The organism is Ponticoccus litoralis (assembly GCF_039769985.1).
Classification (GTDB): Bacteria; Pseudomonadota; Alphaproteobacteria; order Rhodobacterales; family Rhodobacteraceae; genus Ponticoccus; species Ponticoccus litoralis.
In genome coordinates this window covers 3,476,458-3,492,801 of the sequence record NZ_JBDNCH010000002.1, presented here as the reverse complement: position 1 = coordinate 3,492,801, position 16,344 = coordinate 3,476,458, and the positions used below count along the sequence as shown (strand labels likewise).

Genomic DNA, 16,344 nt, shown 5'->3' with positions numbered 1-16,344 from the left:
ACCCAGACGGGCGCCCTGATGCTCTGCCCCAATGCCGCGCCGCAGGTCCTGCCAGGCCTGTTCCGGCAGCGGCCCGGCCTACCCGGGCCGACCGCCGTTACGCGTGGATGCGCGTGCAGGTGCCCTTGCCTTCGAGGATGCCGCGGAAACCGCCCGGTTCGTCCAGCGAGAAGACGATCAGCGGCATGTTGTTGTCCCGCGCCAGCGCGATCGCGGAGGCATCCATGACCTTGAGGTTCTTCGACAGCACCTCGTCGAAGGTGACCTCGTCGAAGCGCACCGCGTCCGCATGGGCGCGCGGGTCCTTGTCGTAGACGCCGTCGGTGCCGTTCTTGCCCATCAGGATCGCCTCGCAGGCCATCTCGTTGGCGCGCAGCGCGGCGGCGGTGTCGGTGGTGAAATAGGGGTTCCCGGTCCCGGCGGCGAAGATGCAGACGCGCTTCTTCTCCAGGTGGCGGACGGCGCGGCGGCGGATGTAGGGCTCTGCCACCTCGTCCATGCGGATCGCGCTGATCACCCGGGTGAAGACGCCCAGACCTTCCAGCGCCGACTGCATGGCCAGAGCGTTCATCACCGTGGCCAGCATGCCCATGTAATCGGCGGTCGTCCGTTCCATGCCCTGAGCCGACCCGGCGAGGCCCCGGAAGACGTTGCCGCCACCGATCACCATGCAGATCTCGACGCCGAGGGCATGCACCGCCTGCACCTCGCGGGCGATGCGCTCGACGGTCGGCGGATGCAGGCCGTAGCCCTCGGGGCCCATCAGAGCCTCGCCGGAAATCTTGAGCATGATGCGCTGGAAAGCGGCGGGTTGAATGGATGTGTCGCTCATGTTGCGCTCCGTCTTGGCCCGGGGGTAGGATTGCGGGCATATGTGGCCGAAAACCGCCCGCGCCGCAATGGTGCACGGAGGGTGAACACCGCCACCAGAGGGACCGAGGGCAGGATGAGCGACAGCACCGCGATCACCGCGCGCATTTCCGCGCTGGACCCGGCGCGCCCGGTGCTGATCGCCGGGCCGACCGCCAGCGGGAAATCGGCGCTGGCGCTGAGGATCGCCGAGACGCAGGGCGGCACGGTCGTCAATGCCGACGCGATACAGGTCTTCGGGGACTGGCGGGTGCTGACCGCCCGCCCCTCGGTCGCGGAAGAGGCGCGCGCGCCGCATGCGCTCTTCGGCCATGTCCCCGGCACGCAGACCTACAGCGTCGGCGACTGGCTGCGCGATCTCGCGCCGCTTCTGCGCGGCCCGCGCCCGATCATCGTGGGCGGCACCGGCCTGTATTTCACCGCGCTGACCGAAGGGCTGGCGCAGATACCCCCCGTGCCGCCCGCGATCCGCGCCGAGGGCGAGGCGCTGTTGCGCGCGCAGGGTCTTCCTGCCCTGCTGGCGGATCTCGATCCCGAGACCGCCGCGCGCATCGACCGGCAGAACCCCGCCCGCGTGGCCCGCGCACTGGGAAGTCCGGCGCGCCACCGGGCGCGGGCTGGCCGACTGGCAGGACGAGACGCCGCCGCCGCTGCTGCCCCTTGCCAAGGCGCAGCCGATCCTGCTTCATGCACCCAAGGACTGGCTGACGCCCCGGATCGAGACGCGCTTTCGCCAGATGATCGAGGACGGCGCCCTGGACGAAGCCCGAAACAACCGCGCCACGTGGCGCCCCGACCTGCCCTCGGCCAAGGCCATCGGCGCGGCCGAGCTTATGGCCTATCTGGATGGCACAATGGATCTGGACCGGGTGATCGACCGCGCCACCATCCTGACCCGGCAATTCGCCAAGCGCCAGCGCACCTGGTTCCGGGCGCGGATGGGCAACTGGCCGCAGATCAACATGAGCACGCCATGAGCCGACCGGGCTTCCTGCGCAACCCGATGCCCCCGGCACCGGCCCGCGCCGGTGGCCCCGTCCGCAGCGGCTCTTTCGGACCGGAATTGCAGGCCGCGCCGTGGAAATACACCCTGTCGCACGACCGCGAAGAGGATTGCCTGCTGTGGATCACCCGCGGACAGGGCCGCGTGACGATCAACGGCCTGCGGCGCGGCCTGTCCATGCATCACGCGATCTTCCTGCCCGCCGGGACGCTCTTTGCGCTGGATCTTCAACAGGGCACGCAGGCGCTTTTTGTCCAGTCGCCGCACGGGCTGGCGCCGCGCATGCCGCAAGAGCCGCTGCTCTTGCGCATCCGCGACGGGCTGGCGCAGGCCGAACTGACCGGAGAGATCGACGCCATGGCCCGCGAGACCCAGCGCGCGCGTTCGCTGATGGGCGATGCGCTGGAGGCGCGGCTGCAACTGGTCGCCATCTGGTTGCGCCGCCAGATCGAGGCCGGCGCCGCCGAGGCCCCGGAAGAGACCGCCGCCCTGCGGCTGGTCCGGCGCTACGCCCGCCTTGTCACCCGCGAATTCCGCAGCGCCGAGCCGATCGCCCATCATGCCGGGGTGCTGGGCGTCACGCCCACACATCTGTCGCGGGTCTGTCGCCAGTGCTGCGGCAAGACCGCCGCCGACCTGCTGACGGAACGGCGCCTGCATGCCGCCCGCGTCGCGCTGGAAAGCCCGCGCCCGCCTGTGCAGGAGATCGCGCGCGGCCTGGGCTTTGCCTCGCCGGCCTATTTCACCCGCTTCATCCAGAGCCATACCGGCCTCACCCCCAGCGCCCTGCGCGCGGGCGCCGCCCGCGCCTCGCCCCGGCGCGCGTAAAGGTCTTGTGACATTGTCCTTTGCCCCGTTGCCTTTCCGGCGATGTCGCTTTTGAATGGTAACCATGTCGTATTTTGACCACGGAATGTCGAATTCGGGCTTTGACGCATCGACTTGCGGCATGCGCAATGCGATCAGCCCCCTTCCGCCTCGCGGGTCCGGCGCGCCCGTGGCCAACCGTAACCGAGTTAACGACACCCATCCGTGTCACAGGGAGACCAAGATGACCGATACGCACAGCCAGGACCGGGTCCATCCCGCCGCCAAGCTTTATGCGCGCGAGTTCAGGGCAGGCCAGCTTGGCCGCCGCGAGTTCCTGGCCCGCAGCACGGCGCTTGGGCTGACGGCGGGCGCGGCCTACATGCTGGGCGGTCTGTCCCAGCCGGCCCGCGCGCAGGGCGCCATGCAGGAGGGCGGCACCATCCGCCTGCAATGCGAGGTGCGCGCCCACAAGGACACGCGCACCTACGACTGGACGCAGATGGCCTATGTCACCCACGGCACGCTGGAATACCTCGTCGAGTACAACTCTGACGGGACCTTCCGCGGCATGCTTCTGGAAAGCTGGGAGGTGAACGACGACGCCACCGAATACACGCTGAAGGTGCGCCCGGGCATCACCTGGTCGAACGGCGATCCCTTCACCGCCGAGGACGTGGCCCGCAATGTCACCCGCTGGTGCGACGGTTCGGTCGAGGGCAATTCCATGGCCGCGCGCATGGCATCGCTGATCGACGACCAGACCGGCAAGGCGGCAGAGGGCGCGATCACCGTGGTCGACGACATGACCGTGGCGCTGGTCTGCAAGCAGCCCGATATCACCATCGTTGCGGGCTTCGCCGATTATCCCGCCCCGGTCGTGCATTCCAGCTACGACCCGAACGCCGACCTGTCGGAGCTGGTCGGCACCGGCCCCATGGACATCGTACAGATGGACGTCGGCGTGAAAGCGGTGCTGCAGAAATCCGACCGCCCGTGGTGGGGCAACGAAGCCTTCGAGGAAGGCGGCTGGTACATCGACACGTTGGAAATCATCGACTACGGGCAGGACCCGGCGGCCTGGGTCGCGGCTGCGGAATCCGAAGAAATCGACGTCTTCTACGAGACCGTGGGCGATTTCATCGACATCATGGACGCGATCGGCTGGCAGAACTCCGAGGTGGCGACCGGCTCGACCATCGTGATCCGCCCGAACCAGCTGGCCACCGATGCCGAGGGCAACACGCCCTATGCCGACAAGCGCGTGCGGCAGGCGCTGGCCATGGCGGTCGACAACGCGATCTGCCTCGAACTGGGCTATGCCGACCGGGGCACGGTGGCCGAGAACCACCACGTCGGGCCGATCCACCCGGAATACGACCCCTCGGTCGGGCGGCTGCCCCATGACCCGGCCCGCGCCATGGAGCTGATGACCGAGGCCGGCATGGCCGATTACGAGCACGAATTGCAGTCCATCGACGACGACTGGCGCAAGAACACCACCGACGCGGTGGCGGCGCAGCTGCGCGACGCGGGCTTCAAGGTGCGCCGGACGATCCTGCCCGGCTCGACCTTCTGGAACGACTGGACGAAATACGCCTTCAGCTCGACCAACTGGAACCACCGCCCGCTGGCCGTGCAGATCCTTGCGCTGGCCTACAAGTCCGGCGAGGCCTGGAACGAGTTCGGCTTTGCCAACCAGGAATTCGACGCCCTGCTGGCCGAGGCCTCGTCCATCGCCGACGCCGACAAGCGGCGCGCGGTCATGGGCAAGTTGCAGGCCATCCTGATCGAGGAAGGCGTGACGATCCAGCCCTACTGGCGGTCGCTCTACCGCCATTCGGCAGAGGGCATCCTGGGCGCAGAGCAGCACATCTCTTACATGCCGCAGGTCTACAAGTGGGGCCTTGCCGCCTGACGGATCCGCTGACGCTCGACCGGGCCGTTTCCTGACCGGGGCGGCCCGTTTCGCAACAGCGCGCCCCGAAGCGGGGTGCCAGCAAGGGCGGGCGGCGATGCACCCCCTGCCCGGCCAGCCCTGAGAGGCCCATATGGGATTGTTCATACTCAGGCGGATCGGCGTCATGCTGCTGACCGCCCTCTGCCTGACTTTTCTGGTTTTCTACCTGACCAACCTTTACCCGAACCTTGAAAAGCTCGCCAAGACGCAGGGCAATTTCCGCATGTCGGACGAGGCGGTGGCATCCTGGCTGGACAAGGGCGGCTACCTGCAACCGACGCCGGTGAAATACGCCGAGTGGCTGGGGCTGGTGCCCTCCTACCGCCACACCGACGCCGAGGGCAACGTGACGGGCCGCTGCATCGAACCGGGCATGACGGCAGAAGAGGCGCCCGCGTTCTGCGGCGTGTTGCAGGGCTACTGGGGCTATTCGACGGTCTTCCGGGACCCGGTGGCCGAAATCATCGGCACGCGGCTGTCGCTGACCGGCGTGCTGATGTTCTGGGTGATGATGCTGATGGTGCCCGGCGCGCTGATCATCGGCGTGCTGGCGGGCATGAAAGAGGGCTCTCCGCTGGACCGGTCCCTGTCGACCGTGTCGATCACCACGACGGCGACGCCGGAATATGTCTCGGGCGTGCTCTTCATCGCGGTCTTCGCCTCTTCCGCCGTCGGGCTGAAATGGTTCAAGGGCACCGCGACCAGCGCCATGGACGGCCCGACCTTCGAGAACTTCTTCCTGCCGGTGCTGACCATCGCGCTTTTCGGCATGGGCTATATCGCGCGGATGACGCGGGCCGCCATGGCCGAGGTCATGACCGCGCAATACATCCGCACCGCGCGGCTGAAGGGCGTTTCCTTCCGCAATATCGTGTTGAAGCACGCGCTCAGGAACGCCCTTATCGCCCCCTTCACCGTCATCATGCTGCAATTCCCGTGGCTGCTGAACGGCGTGGTGATCGTCGAGACCCTGTTCAACTACAAGGGCTTCGGCTGGACGCTGGTGCAGGCGGCCTCCAACAACGACATCGAGCTGCTGCTGGGCGTCTCGGTGGTCTCTGTCATCGTCGTGCTGGTGACGCAGCTGATTTCCGATATCGGCTATGTCTACCTGAACCCCCGCATCAGCGTGACCTGAGGAGGGCGTGATGGAAGACCTTACATGGACAGGCTGGCTGGGCACGGTGCTGGACCCCGTGTTTTACGTGCTGGTACCGGTCTTCGCCGCCTCGCTGGCGGCGCGCATCCTGCTGTCGTGGTTCGAACCCGATCCCGGCATCCGCAGCAACCCCGACGGCACGCTCATGGCGACGGGCGGCCTGCGCGGCCTCTCGGCGCGGGTGTCGAACCGGATCGGGCTGGCGCTGCTGGCCCTCGTGATGGCCTACCTCTTGGGCGGCGTGGTGCTGGGCGCGGATGCGGGCATTGTCGGCGCCATCAGCCAGCGGTTCACGCCGGTCTGGATCGCGCTGGCGCTGACCTTCGGCCTGTCGATCACCTACAAACGGCGGCTGGGGCTGTACGGCAAGCTTTTCGACTCGACCATCGGCATGATCGGCTTTGGCCTCGTGATGTTCTGGGTCTACACGGCCCTCTTCACCGGGCTCCTCGACCTGATCGCCACACATCCGCCGCTGGACCAGGTTTCGGGCATGAAGAACAAGGTCCCCGGCACGCCCCTGCGCGGCGCCGAGACGGGGGAATACCTCTGGTATCTGCTGGGCGGCGACAACCTGGCGCGCGACGTCTTCAGCCGCGTGGTCAAGGGGGCGGTCGTGGTAATCCAGATCGCGCCGCTGGCGACGCTCTTCGCCTTCATGGTGGGCATCACGCTGGGCCTGCCCGCGGGCTACTACGGCGGCAGGCTGGACCTGTTCCTGTCCTTCCTCGCCAACCTCATCCTCGCCTTCCCGGTGATCCTGCTGTTCTACCTGCTGGTCACGCCCGAGATCGTGGCGACGGGCCTGCCGCAATACATGGCGGTGGTGCTGTTTGCCTTCCCCATCGTCTTCGCAGGCGTCCTCATCCATGCGCGCTATCGCACCCAGCCGTCGAAGGACCGGCTGTGGCTGGCGCTGGTGCTGGGGCCGATGGCGCTGGTCTACCTCTCGGTGATCAATCAGCCGGGATCGGGGATCGCCTTCTGGCCGCTGGATTTCTTCGATGTGCCGCCGGGGATCCTGGTGGTCTTCGTCTCGGTGGTCTTCGTGAATGCGCCGACGGTCTTCCGCATCGTCCGGGGTCTGGCGATGGACATCAAGACCCGCGACTATGTCGCCGCGGCCCAGACCCGGGGCGAGCGCCCGTGGTACATCATGCTGTGGGAGATCCTGCCCAATGCGCGCGGGCCGCTGATCGTCGATTTCTGCCTGCGCATCGGCTACACGACGATCCTGCTGGGCACGCTGGGCTTCTTCGGGCTGGGGCTGCCGCCCGAAAGCCCGGACTGGGGATCGACGATCAACGACGGGCGCAAGCTCTTGTCGATCTACCTGCACCCCGCGCTGCCGCCGGCCTTCGCGCTCTTGTCGCTGGTGCTGGGGCTGAACCTGCTGGCGGACGGTCTGCGGGAAGAGGCGTTGCGCGATTGACCCCGGACGGACCGGGGGCCAGCCCCCGGACCCCCGAGGTATTTTCAGGACCAAAGAAGCAGGGGCGCGCCCCTGCCGGAGACGAGGGATGACGGGAATGACAGAGGCGTATGACGGGCCGATCCTTGAAATCGAGGACCTGTCGATTTCCTTCTTCACGCGGCTGCGCGAGATCCCGGCAGTGATGGATTTTTCCGTCACGGTCATGCCGGGCGAGGCGGTGGGGCTGGTGGGCGAGAGCGGCTGCGGCAAGTCCACCGTGGCGCTTGGGGTCATGCAGGATCTTGGGCGGAACGGGCGGGTCGTGGGCGGATCGATCCGGTTCAAGGGGCGCGATCTGGGCGCGATGGGCGCGGAAGAGCTGCGGCGGCTGCGCGGGTCGGAGATCGCGATGATCTACCAGGAGCCCATGGCCTCGCTGAACCCGGCCATGAAGATCGGCAGGCAGCTGATGGAGGTGCCGATGATCCATGCGGGCGCCTCGGAGAAGGAGGCCCATGACCGGGCGCTGCAGATGGTCACGGACGTCAAGCTGCCGGATCCCCGGCGCATTCTCGACAGCTATCCGCACCAGCTGTCGGGCGGCCAGCAGCAGCGCATCGTCATCGCCCTGGCGCTGATGGCGGAACCCGCGCTTCTGATCCTCGACGAGCCGACCACGGCGCTGGACGTGACCGTCGAGGCGGCGGTGGTGGAGCTGGTCAAGGAGCTGGGCCGGAAATACGGCACCTCGATGCTGTTCATCAGCCACAACCTGGGTCTGGTGCTGGAGACCTGCGACCGCATCTGCGTGATGTATTCCGGCGAGGCGGTGGAGACCGGCGCCATTGGCGATGTCTTCGACCGGATGCGCCACCCCTACACGCAGGCGCTGTTCCGCTCGATCCCGCTGCCCGGGGCGGACAAGGCGGCGCGGCCTCTGGTGGCGATCCCGGGCAACTTCCCCCTGCCCCACGAGCGCCCCGACGGCTGCAACTTCGGCCCGCGCTGTGCCTATTTCCAGCCCGGGCGCTGCGATGCGGTGAAGCGGGTGCCGATGGAGATGGTGCCGGGCGGCGCGCGCCACCGCTCGCGCTGCCTGCGGCTTCACGACATCGACTGGGAGGCGCCGCCGCAGGCCGTTTCGGTCAAGGAGAAGGCGCAGCCCGGGCCTGTGGTGCTGAAAATCGACCGGCTGAAGAAATACTACGAGGTCGCGGCCAATGCGCTGCTTGGCTCGGGCGCGCGCCGGGTGGTGAAGGCCAACGAGACGCTCAGCTTCGAGGCACGCGAAAGCGAGACGCTGGCCATCGTGGGGGAAAGCGGGTGCGGCAAGTCGACCCTCGCCAAGGTGCTGATGGGGCTGGAGACGGCCACCGAGGGCGCCATCGTGCTGGACAACCGCGAGATCCAGTCGACGCCCATCGAAAGGCGCGACACCCGGACCGTGGCCGATGTGCAGATGGTCTTTCAGAACCCCTTCGACACGCTCAACCCCTCGATGACCGTGGGCCGCCAGATCACCCGGGCGCTGGAGATCTTCGGCGCGGGCCGCGACGATGCCGAGCGGCGCGAGAGGATGCTGCACCTGCTGGATCTGGTGAAGCTGCCGCGCGCCTTTGCCGAGCGCATGCCGCGCCAGCTTTCGGGCGGGCAGAAGCAGCGGGTCGGCATCGCGCGGGCCTTTGCCGGCGGCGCGCGGATCGTGGTGGCGGACGAGCCGGTCTCGGCGCTGGATGTCTCGGTGCAGGCCGCCGTCACCGACCTTCTGATGGAGATCCAGCGCGCCCAGAAGACCACGCTGCTGTTCATCTCGCACGACCTGTCCATCGTGCGCTATCTCAGCGACCGGGTCATGGTCATGTACCTTGGCCATGTGGTCGAACTGGGCGAGACCGAGCAGGTCTTCGCGCCGCCCTACCACCCCTACACCCAGGCGCTGCTGTCCGCCGTGCCGATCGCCGACACCCGGGTGGAAAAGCAGCACATCGTGCTGGAGGGCGACATCCCCTCGGCCATGAACCCGCCGCCGGGCTGCCCCTTCCAGACACGCTGCCGTTGGAAGGCCCGCGTGCCGGACAACCTGTGCGAGCGCGAGGTGCCCCCCTGCGGCAGATGGCCCGGGGGCATCAGGTAAAATGCCACCTTTCCGAAGAGGAATTTGCTAGCATGGAGCCGGTGATCCGGATCGCCGCCGAATAGCGGCGCCCGGGCCGATTGGAAGGAAACCGTTTCATGCCCCGCCTGTTCGCCTGCCTCTTTGCCCTGATCCTGCCCGGCCTCGTCTGTGCCGCAGAGATCGGGCCGGGCAAACCGGGGCTCTGCCAGCTGACCCTGACGGGCGAGATCCTGCCCGGCGATGCACGGGAGCTGTCGCAGGCCGGGATGGACCGCCCCGACGACTGGCCGGATTTCGAGGACGACTCGATGGAAGGCGCTCTGTCTCGACAGCCCCGGCGGCAGCCTTGCCGCCACGCTGGAACTGGCGCAGGTGCTTCTGGACAACCGCATCGGCACGGTCGTCGACGAGGGCGCCGAATGCCTGTCGTCCTGCGCGCTGGTCTTCATGTTCGGCACGGCGGCGCAGCACGAAAGCCTGCCGGTCACCAACCGCAGGATGCATCCGCGCGCGCGGCTGGGCTTTCATCAACCCGAGCTGACGCTGGACCGTGACCGGGAGTACAGCGCCGCAGAGGTCGAGGCCGCCTTCGACCTTGCGATACAGGCGACGCTGCGGCTGCTGGCGCTGGCCGCCCGGCCCCGCCCCGAGGTGCCGCGCCCCTTCGTGGACGGCGACCTGATGGAGGCGATGCTGCAATACAAGGGCGCCGAGTTCTACGAGATCGACACGGTCAACAAGGCCGGACGCTGGGACATCGCGCTTTACGGCTTTCCCGAGCGTGGCCCGACCGAAGAGGGCAAGTTCTACGCCTGCCAGAACATGACGACCTGGGATGCGCGGTTGGAACGGGACCAGATCCCCTATGAACCCGACGGATACAGCGCCACGATCACCACCGAAGAGGGTCAGGAGGGCTTTGCCGACGGGCGGCGCACGGCGATCAGTTTCGCAGGCATGATGCGCTATGACTGCGCGATCGGGCTGGTCGCACAGCCGGACGGTGCCACGGTTCCGGTGATCTGCGGGTTCCGGGAAAGCCAGTCGACCCGGGTCGGCCCCGAAGGCTGCCTGCGCGGAGAGGTCCCGCCCGACCGCTGGCGCCCGATCCCGCCGCTTGCCTTCTTCGCCGCCGATACGCCGCTGGCAGAGCTGGCCCCCGCACCGAAGCCGCAGGCCGCGCCGGACGCGGCACCAGCGCCTGCCCCACTCGAAAGCGCGGGACCCAGCCCCTGCATCGCGGAAAGCCGGATCGCGCGGGTCGTCGACGTGCAGAATTACACCTCACTGCGCGCAGGCATCACCCACGAGTCAGAGCGCATCGACGAGTTGCCGCTGGGGTCGGTCTATACCGTCCCCGAGGCACCGGTGGTGGACTGGACCCACCCCGAGGCAGAGGCCTGCGCCGCGCTGTGCCGCGCGGCGGACGCGGCAGAACCCTACGACGAGGACAAGCTGGCCGCCTGCATCGAGAGCGACTGGATGTGGTTCGAACTGACCGGCCCCTCTGGCCGCCGCGGCTTTGCCAGCGCGCGCTACCCGGACTACTAGGGCGCCCGCTCTCCCGGCCAAAGCCACCCGAGGCATGGGCCATGAAGGCCTGCCTCGCGGAGGGGCAAACCACGGCCTAAAACAGCTGGCGGGGCTTCAGCGCAGGGCCAGGGTTGCCTTCATCACACAGGTCTGCCGCTTCGGGCCGAATGAGAAGCGCTCTGCCGGAAATTGTGGTTCAGGCATCGCATGGCGCGCCGATGTCAGCCTACAGAGGCGGCCAAAGACCTTTTGGAACCATGATGGGTTTCGCCACGGAAATGTGGCACAAGGTCATCTCGGGCTATCAGGACCATGCCGTCGCCTATCACAACGCCCGTTCCTGGCCCGAGGGTTAAGACAGTATATTTTTGCGCAAGGCTTGGATTTTTCTGACGCCCGTTCAATGGTCCCCGCGATATGCGTTGGATACCTTGGAAAAAGCCGGTCCCATTCTGATGTGGCGTTGCAGCTTCGCTTGAGGATAGAAAATGACATCGACGGTAGAAAAGCGCCTTGAAAGCCGCTCTCTTGGTGTTGCCATGTGGGGCAATCTGCTCATGGCCGGAGCAGGGTTGCTGGCCGGTCTACTGGCGAATTCCAATGCAATCCTGCTGGATGGTCTGTTCTCGTTGATCGGCTTTGGATCGGCGCTGCTTGCACGTCGGATCAGCCGCCGGATCGATGCAGGGCCCGACAACGCACGTCCCCTGGGCTATGCTGCGGACGAGGCGATCTTTGCGACCTTCCGCGCTCTCTCGCTTCTTGGCTTGCTGCTGTTTGCCATCACCAACGCGCTCCGGAACATCTACAACTACATCGGCGGCATGATGCCCGAGCCTCTGAACTTCGCTCCGATGATCGCCTATTTCACCGGCATCGGCCTGATGTGCGCCGTGCTCTGGGGCTTCCATTACTTCACCTGGCGCAAGACCGGAAAGAAAAGCGCGATCCTGCGCCTTGAGGCGAAAGCCGCGCTGTTCGACGGGATGATCACGGTGGCGGCGGGGGCTGGTCTGGGCGCCATCTACCTGTTCCGGGACGGCCCGCTGGCGCCGATTGCGCCGGTGGGCGATTCCGTGATCGTCCTGCTGCTCTGCATGCTGGCCATCGCGTCCTATGCCCGCGAGCTTCGCGACGGCTTGGGTGAACTGGCCGGGGTCAGTGCAAGCCCCGCACATCTTGCGACGGTGCGTCGGGCGCTTCGGTCCGCGATCGCCGAGGATGGCGGCAGACTGCAGGATATGTCGATCACCAAGCTGGGCCGGACCTACATGGTGATGGTGTATTATGATCCCGACCGTCGGGTTTCGGCAGCGGAAATCGACAGCCTGAATCTGCAGATGATCCGGGATGCCCGGACCGCCCTGGCGAATGCAGATGTGTTTCTGGTGATCTCGGAGCACCCCAGACGCTGGCCCGACGCACTCAATCCCTCTTGATCGGTTCAATCCGGGGGAACCCGGCCCCGTCCCCCCCGGCAGAGGCGACCACGATCGCGGACGTACCAAAAGCGGACATTGGTGATGCCATCGTGAAAAGGCACGCTGCCCGCGCCGCTGCCGCTCGCCCCCGCCGCAGCGCAAGGCCGCGCCGCGGTCATCCGCGCCGTCAGGGGCCGCTGCTGAGACCTGCGTGGTTCTCTCGGCTCTCACGGCCTCCATCGCCCCTGCCGGGCCGCCTTTGCGGGATGTTCTGGAAGGGCGCCGAGCCGGAGTTCTGGCAGGCGCCGGGCGGCCCGGGGACAAAGGCGCGCGGCACGGGCCAAGCCCGCCGCGCAGCCGGTCAGCTGCCCCAGATGACCTTCACGTAGTTCTTGGTCTCGCGGTAGGGCGGCACGCCGCCGTGCTTGATCACCGCACCCGGCCCGGCGTTATAGGCCGCCAGCGCCAGCCGCCACGAGCCGAACTTCACGTATTGCGCCTTCAGGTAGCGCGCCCCGCCCTCGAGGTTCTGCTCGGGGTCGTGCGGATCGACGCCCAGCACCTTCGCGGTGCCCGGCATCAGCTGCGCCAGCCCGATCGCGCCCTTGTGGGACAGGGCCTTCGGGTTGAAACGCGATTCCTGCATGACCAGCCGCAGGAACAGGTCCTCGGGGATGCCGTTGCGCCGCGCGGCGACGCGGGCCAGATCCGCATAGGGGCCATTGTAACGCCCGCGATAGCGCGGCACCGTCCCGTCCTCGGGCGTTACCGTGCCCCATTTCGTCGGAGTCACGACGGTCGGCGGCTTCAGCCTTACAGAGTTGTTGTATTGCTGCGCGGCCCGGCTATCCAGAACCCGTGTCTGGTTGCCGAACAGCATGGCCCGGTTCTTGGTCGAAAGTACATCCGCTGCCGCACCCGTGGTCAGCAGCGCGGCCCCTACGACCGCTCCGACTTTCAAAGCCGCCAGCCCCATGGCATCCCGTCCCGTAATCGTTCAATCACTGTCCGGGCGCGACCTTACCCAGTTTTCGCCCATAGGACCAGCACCGATGCCCTGCCCCTTTCGGCCAGGGCCACGGCTGGTATACGGTCGGCGAAACGACGCCGAAAACAAGATTCGAAAGGGAACGACATGGCCGGATCGGTGAACAAGGTGATCCTCATCGGCAACCTCGGGCGCGACCCCGAGGTGCGCACCTTCCAGAACGGCGGCAAGGTCTGCAACCTGCGGATCGCCACCTCGGAAACATGGAAGGACCGCAACACCGGAGAGCGCAAGGAACGCACAGAGTGGCACTCTGTCGCGATCTTCCAGGAAGGGCTGGTGCGGGTCTGCGAACAGTATCTGCGCAAGGGCTCGAAGGTCTATATCGAGGGCCAGCTTCAGACCCGCAAATGGCAGGACCAGAGCGGTCAGGACCGCTATTCGACCGAGGTCGTGATCCAGGGCTTCGGCGGCTCGCTGCAGATGCTCGACGGTCGTGACGGCGGCGGCGGTGGCGGTGGCGGCGGTGGCAGCTACGGCGGTGGTGGCGGTGGCGGCTACGACGACCGCGGCGGTTACGATGACGGCGGCTACGGCGGCGGGTCCTCCTCGGGCGGCGGCTCTGGCCCCTCGCGCGCGCCTTCGCGCGATATCGACGACGAAATCCCGTTCTAGGGCTTTCGCCTTCAGAACGAACAAGACCCCGGCCCATCGGTCGGGGTCTTTGCGTTCAGGGGGCTGCCGCCTCCTCGGCCTTCGTCCTTCGCGCGCGCCGCACCCTGCCCGTGACAGCGCCGCAGCTCAGGCGTCGAAGCGCCCCTGTTCGACGTTCTTGTTCAGCGCCTCGGCAGCGAAGACCCGCCCGTTCATCACGCCCCAGACGCCCGGCGCCAGCATCTGCGCCGCCACGACCGCGCCGCCCAGATTGAACTCGCCATCCGAGGCATAAAGCGAGAAGGGCCGCATCGCGCCGGTCAGCACCACGGTCTTGTCGCCGACCAAGGGGGCGAGAAAGCGCGCGGTCTCGCCCATGGTGCCGGTGCCGTGGGTGATGACGACGCAGGGCTCGGGCGCGTCCTCGACGGCCTTGGCAATGGAAGCGCGGTCGGCATCGTCGAAATACAGGCTGTCCTTCAGCATCAGCAGCTGCACCACCGGGAAATGACAGCGCGCGATGCGCAGCATCTCGGGCAGATGCGTGGCGCCGTCGGGCGAAAAGGACAGGCCCTCGGTGCGCGGGTCATGCACCTTGTCGATGGTCCCGCCGGTCACGAGGATGCGCAGGTCTTTCATAACTCCCCCAACGGTTCAGCGGCGATCCAGCTCTTCGCGCAGCAGCTCCAGAACGGTGTCGCGCGGCACGTCCGAAGTGACGAAGCTGTCGCCGATCCCCCGTGCGAGGATGAAGCGCAGCTGCCCGTCCACCACCTTCTTGTCCTGCCCCATGAGATCCAGCAGCGCCTCGGCCCCCGGCAGGTCTCCGGGGATATCCGAAAGGTCGCAGCGCATCCCCAGGTCGCGGATCAGCGCGCGCACGCGGCTTGGATCCTCTTGCGGACAGAGGCCCAGCCGCGCCGACAGGGCGAAGGCCAGCGCGCAGCCGATGGCCACGCCCTCGCCATGCAGCAGCCGGTCGGAATAGCCGGTCGCCGCCTCCAGCGCGTGACAGAAGGTATGGCCAAGGTTCAGCAGCGCGCGGTCGCCCTGTTCGGTTTCGTCGCGCAGGACGATCTCTGCCTTCATCTCGACAGAGCGGCGGACCGCATGGCTCCGGGCCGCCCGGTCCCCTGCCACAACGGATGAGCCATGCGCCTCAAGCCACTGGAAGAATTCGGAATCCCCGAGCATTCCGTACTTCACCACCTCGCCCATGCCGGCGCGGAAATCGCGCGGCGTCAGCGTGTCCAGCACGCCGATGTCGGCCAGGACGAGGCTGGGCTGGTGGAAGGCGCCGATCAGGTTCTTGCCCTGCGGCGCGTTGATCCCGGTCTTGCCGCCCACGGAACTGTCGACCTGCGCCAGCAGCGAGGTCGGCACCTGCACGAAGCGCACGCCCCGCCGCAGGACGGCGGCGGCAAAGCCCACGAGGTCACCGATGACGCCACCGCCAAGGGCGATCACCACGTCGCGGCGCTCGATCTTCTGCTCCAGCAGCCATTCCACCGTGCGGGTGAACTGCGGCCAGCCCTTGGTCGCCTCTCCGGCGGGCAGGGTCAGGGCGGTGCTCTCGATGCCCTGGGCCTTCAGGGCCTGTTGCAAGACCGGCAGCCAATGCGCCGCCACGGTCTCGTCGCTGACCACGGCCACGCGCGGGCGGCGCAAGAGCGGCGCAATCTGCGCGCCCGCATCCTCGATCAGACCCGCGCCGATGCGCACCTCGTATGCGCGCCCCGGCAGCGGGACGGGGACTACTTCGATCATTCGCGTCTCTCCAGCACGTCGGGCCGCTCTGCCAGCAGCGCCTCTGTCACCCGGCGCGCCATGGCGTCGAGCGTCATTCCCGGGTCCGAGCGCACGGTCAGATCCGCCTGCGCATAGATCGGCACCCGTTGTTCATAAAGCCGGGTCAGGGTGCCCAGCGGATCCGGCGTCTTCAACAGCGGGCGCGTGTCCTTGTGCCGGACCCGGTCCCAGAGCACCGGCAGATCGGCGTTGAGCCAGACCGAGACCCCCAGTTCGGTGATCATCCGGCGGTTGCCTTCGGTCATGAACGCCCCGCCGCCGGTCGACAGCACCCCCGGCCTGCCTTCCAGCAGACGGTACCGATCACCTGGCTTTCCTTGCGGCGAAAGAAGGCCTCGCCATCGCGTTCGAAGATCTCGGCGATGGTCATGTTGGCGGCTTCTTCGATCTCGTGATCCGAATCGCGGAAGACCACACCCAGCCGGGCGGCAAGGGTCCGGCCCACGGCAGTCTTGCCCGCGCCCATCATTCCCACGAAGACCACAGTCTTGTGCAGGATCAAACCCTTGTGAACCGCCCCTTCGGCCATCCCTTGCCCATCCGTTTCTTCGTTGCGTGAATGACGTGAACGGGACAAAAAGGCTAGGTACAAGTTCAAAAAATAACATGA

At 67.1% G+C, this 16,344-nt stretch carries 11 protein-coding genes and 3 pseudogenes; 9 read left to right on the top strand and 5 right to left on the bottom strand.

What is annotated here, in order from left to right; all coding sequences use genetic code 11:
- Nucleotides 1-97: 97 nt before the first annotated feature.
- Complete coding sequence (gene pyrH, locus ABFB10_RS18310; protein ID WP_023850517.1) at nt 98-832, bottom strand: UMP kinase; 735 nt, start codon at nt 830-832, stop codon at nt 98-100.
- 114 nt (nt 833-946) lie between these two features.
- Between pyrH and miaA the strand changes: the two are divergent.
- From miaA to ABFB10_RS18270, 8 genes and pseudogenes are all read left to right on the top strand, one after another.
- Nucleotides 947-1,847 (top strand): annotated as a pseudogene (miaA, locus tag ABFB10_RS18305) (tRNA (adenosine(37)-N6)-dimethylallyltransferase MiaA).
- Nucleotides 1,844-2,701 (top strand): helix-turn-helix domain-containing protein, encoded by an 858-nt coding sequence (locus ABFB10_RS18300; protein WP_347167587.1) that lies wholly within the window; start codon nt 1,844-1,846, stop codon nt 2,699-2,701. The pseudogene miaA and the gene ABFB10_RS18300 overlap by 4 nt, the downstream one beginning before the upstream one ends.
- A 223-nt stretch (nt 2,702-2,924) precedes the next feature.
- Nucleotides 2,925-4,598 carry an ABC transporter substrate-binding protein gene (locus ABFB10_RS18295; RefSeq protein ID WP_347167586.1) on the top strand — a complete coding sequence of 558 codons (1,674 nt, stop codon included), beginning with the start codon at nt 2,925-2,927 and terminating at the stop codon, nt 4,596-4,598.
- A 133-nt stretch (nt 4,599-4,731) separates the two neighbouring features.
- Entirely contained in the window at nt 4,732-5,778 is a 1,047-nt protein-coding gene (locus ABFB10_RS18290; RefSeq protein ID WP_347167585.1) for an ABC transporter permease, read from the top strand.
- A gap of 10 nt (nt 5,779-5,788) precedes the next feature.
- Complete coding sequence (locus ABFB10_RS18285) at nt 5,789-7,231, top strand: ABC transporter permease (RefSeq protein ID WP_347167584.1); 1,443 nt, start codon at nt 5,789-5,791, stop codon at nt 7,229-7,231.
- Nucleotides 7,232-7,328: 97 nt separating this feature from the next.
- A pseudogene (locus tag ABFB10_RS18280) lies at nt 7,329-9,412 on the top strand (dipeptide ABC transporter ATP-binding protein).
- A gap of 157 nt (nt 9,413-9,569) precedes the next feature.
- Nucleotides 9,570-10,880, top strand: coding sequence for a hypothetical protein (locus ABFB10_RS18275; protein ID WP_347167583.1), 1,311 nt, complete (start codon nt 9,570-9,572; stop codon nt 10,878-10,880).
- 470 nt (nt 10,881-11,350) lie between these two features.
- Nucleotides 11,351-12,301: a cation efflux transmembrane domain-containing protein gene (locus tag ABFB10_RS18270; protein WP_347167582.1), complete on the top strand. Its 951-nt coding sequence runs from the start codon at nt 11,351-11,353 to the stop codon at nt 12,299-12,301.
- A 343-nt stretch (nt 12,302-12,644) separates the two neighbouring features.
- Here ABFB10_RS18270 and ABFB10_RS18265 read toward each other — a convergent pair whose 3' ends face one another.
- Nucleotides 12,645-13,259 (bottom strand): lytic transglycosylase domain-containing protein, encoded by a 615-nt coding sequence (locus tag ABFB10_RS18265; protein ID WP_347167581.1) that lies wholly within the window; start codon nt 13,257-13,259, stop codon nt 12,645-12,647.
- A 159-nt stretch (nt 13,260-13,418) separates the two neighbouring features.
- Here ABFB10_RS18265 and ssb point away from each other — a divergent pair, with 159 nt between their 5' ends.
- Nucleotides 13,419-13,946 (top strand): single-stranded DNA-binding protein, encoded by a 528-nt coding sequence (gene ssb, locus ABFB10_RS18260; protein ID WP_206565895.1) that lies wholly within the window; start codon nt 13,419-13,421, stop codon nt 13,944-13,946.
- Nucleotides 13,947-14,072: 126 nt separating this feature from the next.
- On the opposite strand, the gene ABFB10_RS18255 is transcribed toward ssb, so the two are convergent.
- The 3 genes and pseudogenes from ABFB10_RS18255 to ABFB10_RS18245 form a co-directional block, all read right to left on the bottom strand.
- The gene (locus ABFB10_RS18255; RefSeq protein ID WP_347167580.1) at nt 14,073-14,564 is read right to left on the bottom strand and encodes an asparaginase domain-containing protein; all 492 of its coding nucleotides are present in this window, start codon (nt 14,562-14,564) and stop codon (nt 14,073-14,075) included.
- A 15-nt stretch (nt 14,565-14,579) separates the two neighbouring features.
- Complete coding sequence (gene aroB / locus ABFB10_RS18250) at nt 14,580-15,692, bottom strand: 3-dehydroquinate synthase (protein WP_347167579.1); 1,113 nt, start codon at nt 15,690-15,692, stop codon at nt 14,580-14,582.
- Nucleotides 15,689-16,263, bottom strand: a pseudogene (locus ABFB10_RS18245) (shikimate kinase). Before ABFB10_RS18245 ends, aroB begins: the two are co-directional and overlap by 4 nt.
- Between the last annotated feature and the right edge of the window lie 81 nt (nt 16,264-16,344).

Excerpts from the sequence above, each read along its gene's own strand:
- pyrH (WP_023850517.1), bottom strand. The coding sequence starts at position 832 with ATGAGCGACACATCCATTCAACCCGCCGCTTTCCAGCGCATCATGCTC.
- ABFB10_RS18300 (WP_347167587.1), top strand. The coding sequence starts at position 1,844 with ATGAGCCGACCGGGCTTCCTGCGCAACCCGATGCCCCCGGCACCGGCC.
- ABFB10_RS18295 (WP_347167586.1), top strand. The coding sequence starts at position 2,925 with ATGACCGATACGCACAGCCAGGACCGGGTCCATCCCGCCGCCAAGCTT.
- ABFB10_RS18290 (WP_347167585.1), top strand. The coding sequence starts at position 4,732 with ATGGGATTGTTCATACTCAGGCGGATCGGCGTCATGCTGCTGACCGCC.
- ABFB10_RS18285 (WP_347167584.1), top strand. The coding sequence starts at position 5,789 with ATGGAAGACCTTACATGGACAGGCTGGCTGGGCACGGTGCTGGACCCC.
- ABFB10_RS18275 (WP_347167583.1), top strand. The coding sequence starts at position 9,570 with ATGCACGGGAGCTGTCGCAGGCCGGGATGGACCGCCCCGACGACTGGC.
- ABFB10_RS18270 (WP_347167582.1), top strand. The coding sequence starts at position 11,351 with ATGACATCGACGGTAGAAAAGCGCCTTGAAAGCCGCTCTCTTGGTGTT.
- ABFB10_RS18265 (WP_347167581.1), bottom strand. The coding sequence starts at position 13,259 with ATGGGGCTGGCGGCTTTGAAAGTCGGAGCGGTCGTAGGGGCCGCGCTG.
- ssb (WP_206565895.1), top strand. The coding sequence starts at position 13,419 with ATGGCCGGATCGGTGAACAAGGTGATCCTCATCGGCAACCTCGGGCGC.
- ABFB10_RS18255 (WP_347167580.1), bottom strand. The coding sequence starts at position 14,564 with ATGAAAGACCTGCGCATCCTCGTGACCGGCGGGACCATCGACAAGGTG.
- aroB (WP_347167579.1), bottom strand. The coding sequence starts at position 15,692 with ATGATCGAAGTAGTCCCCGTCCCGCTGCCGGGGCGCGCATACGAGGTG.